At 69.1% G+C, this 7,822-nt stretch carries 7 protein-coding genes, 1 tRNA gene and 1 pseudogene; 5 read left to right on the forward strand and 4 right to left on the reverse strand.

What is annotated here, in order from left to right:
- Positions 1–87: 87 nt before the first annotated feature.
- A complete protein-coding gene (locus E4099_RS25665) occupies positions 88–708 on the reverse strand; it encodes a dihydrofolate reductase family protein (protein WP_135341490.1) in 621 nt (206 codons plus the stop codon).
- Between the two features lie 175 nt (positions 709–883).
- Here E4099_RS25665 and E4099_RS25670 point away from each other — a divergent pair, with 175 nt between their 5' ends.
- Complete coding sequence (locus E4099_RS25670) at positions 884–1,270, forward strand: cupin domain-containing protein (RefSeq protein ID WP_135341491.1); 387 nt, start codon at positions 884–886, stop codon at positions 1,268–1,270.
- Positions 1,271–1,307: 37 nt separating this feature from the next.
- Here E4099_RS25670 and E4099_RS25675 read toward each other — a convergent pair whose 3' ends face one another.
- Positions 1,308–1,859, reverse strand: a complete 552-nt coding sequence (locus E4099_RS25675; protein ID WP_135341492.1) for a hypothetical protein — start codon at positions 1,857–1,859, stop codon at positions 1,308–1,310.
- Between the two features lie 486 nt (positions 1,860–2,345).
- Here E4099_RS25675 and E4099_RS25680 point away from each other — a divergent pair, with 486 nt between their 5' ends.
- The 3 genes from E4099_RS25680 (at position 2,346) to E4099_RS35265 (ending at position 4,703) form a co-directional block, all read left to right on the forward strand.
- The gene (locus E4099_RS25680) at positions 2,346–3,278 is read left to right on the forward strand and encodes a D-alanyl-D-alanine carboxypeptidase family protein (RefSeq protein WP_245245161.1); all 933 of its coding nucleotides are present in this window, start codon (positions 2,346–2,348) and stop codon (positions 3,276–3,278) included.
- Positions 3,279–3,561: 283 nt separating this feature from the next.
- Positions 3,562–4,428: an AraC family transcriptional regulator gene (locus tag E4099_RS25685; protein ID WP_135341494.1), complete on the forward strand. Its 867-nt coding sequence runs from the start codon at positions 3,562–3,564 to the stop codon at positions 4,426–4,428.
- Positions 4,429–4,628: 200 nt separating this feature from the next.
- Positions 4,629–4,703 (forward strand): 50S ribosomal protein bL37, encoded by a 75-nt coding sequence (locus tag E4099_RS35265; protein ID WP_386389939.1) that lies wholly within the window; start codon positions 4,629–4,631, stop codon positions 4,701–4,703.
- Positions 4,704–4,823: 120 nt separating this feature from the next.
- Here the strand turns inward: E4099_RS35265 and E4099_RS25690 are convergent, their stop codons facing one another.
- Positions 4,824–6,383, reverse strand: a complete 1,560-nt coding sequence (locus tag E4099_RS25690) for a hypothetical protein (protein WP_245245162.1) — start codon at positions 6,381–6,383, stop codon at positions 4,824–4,826.
- A gap of 856 nt (positions 6,384–7,239) precedes the next feature.
- On the opposite strand from E4099_RS25690, the pseudogene E4099_RS25695 reads away from it, so the two are divergent.
- A pseudogene (locus tag E4099_RS25695) lies at positions 7,240–7,645 on the forward strand (tyrosine-type recombinase/integrase); the annotation flags it as partial.
- A gap of 69 nt (positions 7,646–7,714) precedes the next feature.
- On the opposite strand, the gene E4099_RS25700 reads toward E4099_RS25695, so the two are convergent.
- Positions 7,715–7,789 (reverse strand) — tRNA-Val (locus tag E4099_RS25700).
- Positions 7,790–7,822: the final 33 nt, after the last annotated feature.

Below are 7,822 nucleotides of genomic sequence, written 5' to 3' on the forward strand. Positions count from 1 at the left end.
CCTCACTCCTCCAGCTCGAACGAGCCGAAGGTCGGCCGCCCCGCCAGCCGGTAGGTGTGCACGGCGACCCCGGCCCTCAGCCGGTCCTCACTCCTCCAGCTCGAACGAGCCGAAGGTCGGCCGCCCCGCCAGCCGGTAGGTGTGCACGGCGACCCCGGCCCCGGTGGTCCGGGAGTCCACCAGCTTCATCGCGGTGGGCATCGCCCCGTCGGCGAACAGCCGCACCCCTTGGCCCAGCACGACCGGGTAGACCATCAGCCGGAACTCGTCGATCAGGTCCTCCCCCATCAGCGACCGGGCCAGTGCCCCGCTGCCGTGGATCTGCAACTCGCCCTCGGTCTCCTCCTTGAGCCTGCGGACCGCCGCGGACACATCGCCGCGCAACAGGGTGGAGTTGTTCCAGCCGACCTGGTCCAGGGTGGTCGAGGCCACGTACTTGGGCAGGTTGTTCAGCCCGCCGGCGATCGGGTTCCCCTCATCGGTGACCTTCGGCCAGTGCCCGGCGAAGATCTCGTACGTCCGGCGCCCCAGCACGAAGCCGCTCGCCCGCTCGAACCAGCCCGTGACGATCCGGCCCATGTCCTCGTCGGCGTACGGCACCGTCCAGCCGCCGTAGGGAAAGCCGCCGCTGGTGTCCTCATTGGGGCCTCCGGGCGCCTGCATCACGCCGTCCAGCGACAGAAACGTACTGATGGCGAGCTTCGCCATGGTGTGCTCCTCAAGCCATAGTCGATGGGCATCCTGGTCCGACCCGGCAGGGACCCGAGTCCTTCCATGTATGCAGACTCCGCACCGCGGCAGATCTCATCGCTCCCCGACACGGAATTCTTCGCACCATCGGCCGTAGTCCGTCCCCGGCACCCCGGCTGTTAGCGTCCGGATCATGAACGACAACGTGTACGTGGGCAACGCGGGCCAGGACGCCCCCTTGGACCGCGGCTGGATCCTCGGCCACTTCAAGGACCTCGGCGACCCCCGGCACAGCACGGACGTGGAGATCAAGTGGGGCGTCCACCCGCCCGGCGACGAGCGCACCCAGTGGGTCACCGGCGAGGCGCGCACCGCCCTGCTGGTGCTGATCAGCGGCAGGTTCCGGGTGGAGCTGCCGGGCCGCAGCGTGCTGCTGACCGAACAGGGCGACTACGTGGTCTGGGGGCAGGGCGTCGACCACTCCTGGTACGCGGAGGAGCAGTCCGTGGTCCTCACCGTCCGCTGGCCCTCGATCCCCGGCTACCGGGCCCCCGACCGCCCCACCGGACCGGCGGCCTGACGGTCCGCCGCCACCCCGTCCCGTACGCCGCGGCGGCTCAGGACTCCACCGCCACGCTCTCCAGCACCAGGTCGACCAGCCGCCCCTCGGCGGCATCGCCGGGACCGGAGAAACCGATCAGGAAGGCGGCGCGGTCGCCGGGCAGGGAGATGACCGTCATCCGCAGCCTGCCGGCGGGACCGTCCTCGTCCCTCACCTTCAGCAGCACCGTGTGCGCGGGGCGGTCGTCGACCGTGGTGGCACGGGACTCCAGCTGCTTCCAGCTGCAGTCCCCGTAGAAGTACTCCGCGTTCGACCTGGCCGCGGCCTCCGTGCGCTGCCTCAGGGCGGACTCCGGAATCCCCCCGCCCCGGCCCACCACCATGCCGGCTCCCGTGCCGTCCCGGCCCTTTCCGCCGAGGGTGGAGGTGAAGGCGTCGACCAGGCCCTTGTCCTCGTACTTCCAGCCCTCCGGCACCGCGTAGGAGATGCCGGCCGCGCGGTCCGTCGCCCGGGGTCGGTCACCCAGCGGGGAGTCCTCGTGGCCGCGGAGCAGCGACCAGGCGACGGCGCCGCCGGCGATCAGCACCAGGAGCACCAGCGCGACCACACTGACGACGGGCCCCCGACGGCCCGAGGCCGGTACCGACGCCGGTGGACCGGGGGCGCGGGTCCCGGGGCCGGGATCGGTCGTCCGGAATTCGTGGGCGGACGGCGCGACCCCGGGGGCGTACGGCGCGTCTTCGGAGGCGTGCGGCTCGGGTCGAGGCTCGTACGACTCGGGTCGAGCTTCGTACGGCCCAGGTCCGGAGGCGGACCGCTGGGCCCCGGAAGCGGACGGCTCGGGTCGAGGGGCGGGCGGCATGGTCATCTCGCCAGCCTGCCACCACCCATCCGGCGCGTCCTGAGCACCGCTACTCACTTCGCTACTCAGATCCCCCCACCCGGCTCAGCCCGCCTCCCCCGCGCCACGGGCACCTTCCGAACCCCTGGGCCGAATTCGTGCATGGCGCACATCCCTTGGCCCGACTCGTGCGTCTGATAGACAAGCGGCATTCTCATGCTTCGCCATAGCACGGCATTTGGAGTATCTATTTTGAAAACTGGCATCAAGGGCATTCACGGCGCCACCGCGGTAGCGATCACCGCTGGGGCCGTCCTGGCCGCCGGGGCCTTCACGGCCACGGCGCAGGCCGCCCCGGCGCGAGCCGCCACCCAGGGCACGGTGCAGGCCGCCACGCTCACCGCGCCCTCCATCGTGGCCAAGGGCGGCTACGTGATGAACAACGGCACTGGGAAGACCCTCTACACCAAGGCCGCGGACACCCGGCGTTCCACCGGCTCCACCACCAAGATCATGACTGCTCGGGTGGTGCTGGCGCAGAAGAACCTCAACCTGGACTCCAAGGTCACGATCCAGAAGGCGTACAGCGACTACATCGTCGCCAACAACTACGCCTCGTCCGCGCGCCTGATCGTCGGCGACAAGGTCACCGTCCGCCAGCTGCTGTACGGGCTGATGCTCCCGTCCGGCTGCGACGCGGCGTACGCGCTGGCCGACAAGTTCGGCACCGGTTCCACCCGGTCGGCGCGGGTGAAGTCGTTCATCGCCCAGATGAACACCACCGCCAAGAACCTCGGCCTGAAGAACACGCACTTCGACTCGTTCGACGGCATCGGGCACGGCGCGAACTACTCCACCCCGCGTGACCTGACCAAGCTGGCCAGCAACGCGATGAAGTACTCGACCTTCCGGACGATCGTGAAGACGAAGTCCACCAAGCAGAAGGTCACCACGAAGTCCGGCGGCTACCGCTACATGGAGTGGAGCAACACCAACAACCTGCTGGGCAGCTACTCCGGCACCATCGGAGTCAAGACGGGTTCCGGCCCGGAGGCCAAGTACTGCCTGGTCTTCGCCGCCACCCGGAACGGCAAGACGGTCATCGGCACCGTCCTCGCCTCCTCCTCCGCGAGCCAGCGGGCGACGGACGCGAAGAAGCTGATGGACTACGGCTTCAAGAAGTAACCGTCCGGCTACGGACAGGGCCCGCCCGCGACGTACCCGTCGCCGGCGGGCCCCTTCCGTTTCCGGCCCCTCGCCTCGTGTTTCGTACGTGCGCGGCCCACCGGAACCAGACCCGGCCGGCTGCCGGCACCCGCCGGCATCCACCTCTGGCCTCCGCCCCGCCAAGGTAATCGCGCACCCACGCGATGCCGGCGCGCGCACCCGACCGAACCGGGCACAGCATGTCGGGTCCGACCTGGCCGATCCTTCCTAACGTGAGGTTTCGAAAGGGAAGGAGACCCGGGTGCTGGAGCGGTTGAACCAGGCCATGGCACATATCGAGGACCGGCTCGACCAGCGCATCGAGGTGGCCGAGTTGGCCCGGATCGCGATGACCTCGGAATACCACTTCCGGAGGTTGTTCTCCGCGCTGGCGGGGATCCCGCTGTCCGAGTACATCCGGCGCCGGCGGCTGACCGTCGCGGGCGCCGACGTACTCGCCGGGCAGCAGACCCTGCTGGAGATCGCGGTGCGCTACGGCTACACCTCGGGCGAGGCCTTCGCACGTGCCTTCCGCACCGTGCACGGCATCGGTCCGGGCGAGGCCCGGCGCACCGGGGCGGCTCTGCGGTCCCAGCCACGGATGTCCTTCCGCCTCATCGTCGAAGGGAGCAGCAGCATGCGGTACCGCGTCGTGGAGAAGGAGGAGTTCCGTGTCGTCGGCCGGAAGGCCCGGGTCCCCTTGGTCCACGAGGGCGTCAATCCGGCGATCGCCACCTTCATCAAGAGCATCGACCCGGAGACGACAGAGCGCATCAAGCGGCTGTCCGACCAGGAGCCGACGGGCATCGTCTCGGTGAGTGACGACCTCCACCCCAGCCGGGCGGAGGGCACCGATCTCGACTACTACCACGCGGTGGTGACCAGCGCCCCGGCCCCCGCGGGCCTGGACTCGCTCACCGTCCCGGCGGGCACCTGGGCCGTCTTCGAGAACTCCGGCCCCTTCCCGCAGGCGCTTCAGTACCTGTGGCGGGACATCTACACCCAGTGGTTCCCCTCCAACCCCTACCAGAGCCGCCCAGGCCCCGAGATCCTCCGCACTCGCCTCTCCCCGGACCATTCGGAGGCGGAGGCCGAACTGTGGATCCCGGTGGAGCGCACCGGAAGCTGAGCGGTCCGGCGGCTCTCCCGCCACAGGTGAGCCCTCTCCCCGTCCGGAGGGGGCTCACCTGGTACGCCGCCCCCATGAGGCAAGACGGCACGGCGCCCAGAGCCCTCACCCCACCGTCCGCCACGCCATCCCCTGCGGACCCCACCCACCGAACCTAGACTGGTCGAAGGCGAAGAACGCCCGTACGAGGGAGGTCTCCGATGTCCACCCGAGGCAACAAGCGCCGCGCGCGCAAGAAGAAGAACGCCAACCACGGCAAGCGCCCCAACGCCTGAACCACCCCGACGCACCACATCACGACGCCGACCACCCTCTCGCGTCGACCGCGTCGCAGCCACCGAGGGCAGATCCCCGGCTTGCCCATCGACAACCGGCCGACATCAGGCCCGGGCCCTTCACGAGCAGTGGTGGAGCTTGGCCGGGTTGTAGGTCGAGGTGATCCGGTACGTACCGGCGGCGGGCGCCTCCAGCCGAACCCAGGGGCCGGACCTGGCGAGGCAGCCGCGGGTGACGGTGAGCCAGGGCGAGTGGGGAACCCGCACCAGGGCGGTGCCGGGCCGGGACATCGTGACGGTGAGATCGGTGGGGGTGCTGCCGGTCACGGTCGCCGGCGGGGCGGCCATCGGTACGGCATCACGGAACCGATAGATCTTCCAGTGGGTGTCCTGCCAGATGGGCTCGAGCCATTCAGGGCCGCCCCGGATGATGGCCGCTTCCCCCTCGGCGGGGCCATCCGGTCGGCCATCGTGGGTGACGACGTATTTCACCGACCAATGGCGCAACCACTGCCGATACGTAGCGGGATCGAGTGTGCCGTCGTAGAAAAGCCGCCCGCGTTCGACATCAAGCTGCCTGTTCCAACCACGTGCCATGTGGACGTGCGGCGCGAAGAGGGATGCCTCCCGATGGTTGCGCGCGGGGAGCACCTCGACCCGCCAGCGTTCGGCGTCCAAGCGGCGCAGTTCCCTGATCACGCCGTCGGTCTCTTCCGCCCAGGCAGGAACGCTAGTGGAGACCCTCAGGTCGCTGATGGTCTTCTCCGTCACCCAGGCCACCGAAAGACAGAACACCACGAACAACGCAGCCGCCTTGACCAGTCCGGCACTGACCTGCCTGCGGGCAGGGGTTTCGGCGACACGCGCGAAAAGGGCCGCGAGCAGTACGGGGGGTGCGGCGAGTTCCGCGAACCGCTCCACATTGGTGCCGACCGGAGAAGCGACCAGATTGGTGAGGACGACCCCGGCGGCATAGACGGCGGCGCTGTAGCGCGTGACCCGCCAGGACGCGGGGGCCGCGAGGCATATGGCGGCACAGAAGAGCAGGGGCGGCCACAGCCGGTCGGTGAACATGGGCTGCTCTCCGTGAAAGGGGAACAACAGCGTTGTCGCGCCGACCACCCCGAGGAAGGGAAGAGCCAGCGCACTCGCTCTACCGAACTGCTTGTCGAGCGCGTACCCGGCCCCCACGACCAGAAGGAACAACCCGGCGACGGGGCTGGCCAAGGTGGCCAGCCCGGTCCACACGGCAGCCAGCGCTACACGCTTTCCCTTGCCCCCAGCCCCAGCCCGCAGACCATACGAGCCGCGCGGGCCGCAGACGGAAGCACAGGCCGCGAGCCCGAAAGCGACGCCGAGCGCGAAGGTGGTGCGGCCAGAGGCCACATTGCACCACAGGGTCAGGGCCGCGAGCAGAGCCGGCCACACCGGCCGCGCAATGGATGTACGGGCCAGAAGGTGCGCGGCAACCCATGTGGCGGCAAGCCCGGAGGCGACGGTGAGAGTCCGTACCCCCACCACAGACATCAACGCTGGTGATATGAAGCTGTAGTTCGCCGTATGCATTCCCCCATACCAGGAGAACACATACGGCCGGTCCAGATGGTGCTCCCCGATATCCGCCCACGCTATCTGCGCCGCGAGATCCCCCGCACCGGTGGCGAGCCAGACACTCCACACGAGGTAAAGAGGCGATACCAGGACGATGCAGAGGAGCGGCAGGGGTATTCGACCTCGCGGTCGCGGTATTTCGTCAACCTCGCGGATCCACGATCCGCGAGACGGCAGACTGGTCGACTCTCCCACGAGCGGCAGAGGCATGGCGTCCCTTCGGTAAGGCCCGTGCGGGATGACTCAGAGAAGCGGGGCGAGAGCAATACGTCCGGAGATCGAAGGACGACCACGCACCCGAAGCCCCGTCACAGCTCGGCAGCCGCGGATGGACCGGCGTCTCTCCATCGGCCGGGTGAGCACCGTGCCACTCCCCCGTCGGCACCCCTCACGCGCGAACGCCGCGGCAGTTCCTCTGGCGGCAACAGAGCGACCCTCGCTCGCACGGCTGCGGAATGCATCATTCCCTCTGGAAATGGCTGAAGTCGAGCCCGGCCAACGTAGGGTACGGCGCCCACGACTTCGGGAACCATCCGGTTTCCCCGCCCATTTCAGACGTGAGGCAGAACCCACGAGTTCCCTACAGGAACCGCCGGACATATCAACCCCGCCGACGCCCTTCCCCGGCTTCCGGCCCCTCACCAGCCGGAGCCCACGGCCAGGCCGCCCCACCCCCTCCAGGCAGCCTCAGCAGCCACCACCGCACTCGGTAGCGACCATCGCGCACTTGCCGATCGCATCGGCCCGGGCCTGGACCGTCAAGCTGCAGGACGCATCAATGCTGTTCCGGCCATGGCGCTTCCTTTGGGCGCCGCACAGCACCAACTGGAATTAGTGGCCCAGCGGCCGGTTGCCGAAGCGGCCAGCCGCGCCACTCTCGGCGTGCTCGACTTCCATGACGTGGCGGCTGCCCACCAGGGGGCGCCGGCGCCGCCAGACGCTGCCGCTGCCCGTCGTGTATGTCGCTCCGCTGCGCCGGCAGTGTACGAGCAGGCAGCCACGCGAGCGGGCCGGGGAGAAGTCGGAGGAGTCCGGGTACGTGTTCACGACGCGCACCGGGCGGCCAGCGGAGCCGCGGAACGTCTACCGCTCCTTCACCCGGGTCGCTGAGAGTGCTGGGCTGCGGGTGATTCGGCTGCATGACGCCCGGCACGGGTGCGCCACGCTGCTGACCGCGGCCGGCGTCGCGCCGCGGGTGGTGATGGAGATCCTGGGGCACAGCCAGATCAACGGTGACCATGAACGTCTGCACCCACGTCGTGCAGGACACCCAGCGCGAGGCGGTGAGCCATATGGACCGGCTGCTCAGGAGGCGCGTCGACCGGGTCTGACCGTCCCCCGTTGCCGTCAAAAGCGGATGTCAAAGGCCCCCAGCCGTGATCGACTGGGGGCCTTTTTGCTGGTGGGCACAGACGGATTTGAACCGCCGACATCTGCTTTGTAAGAGCAGCGCTCTACCGCTGAGCTATGCGCCCGGGGATGAGAGGACAGCGTACATGGCGGGGGCG

This window comes from Streptomyces palmae (genome assembly GCF_004684805.1).
GTDB classification, from domain to species: Bacteria; Actinomycetota; Actinomycetes; order Streptomycetales; family Streptomycetaceae; genus Streptomyces; species Streptomyces palmae.

Coding starts and splice junctions, on each gene's coding strand:
- E4099_RS25665 (WP_135341490.1), bottom strand. CDS start 708: ATGGCGAAGCTCGCCATCAGTACGTTTCTGTCGCTGGACGGCGTGATG.
- E4099_RS25670 (WP_135341491.1), top strand. CDS start 884: ATGAACGACAACGTGTACGTGGGCAACGCGGGCCAGGACGCCCCCTTG.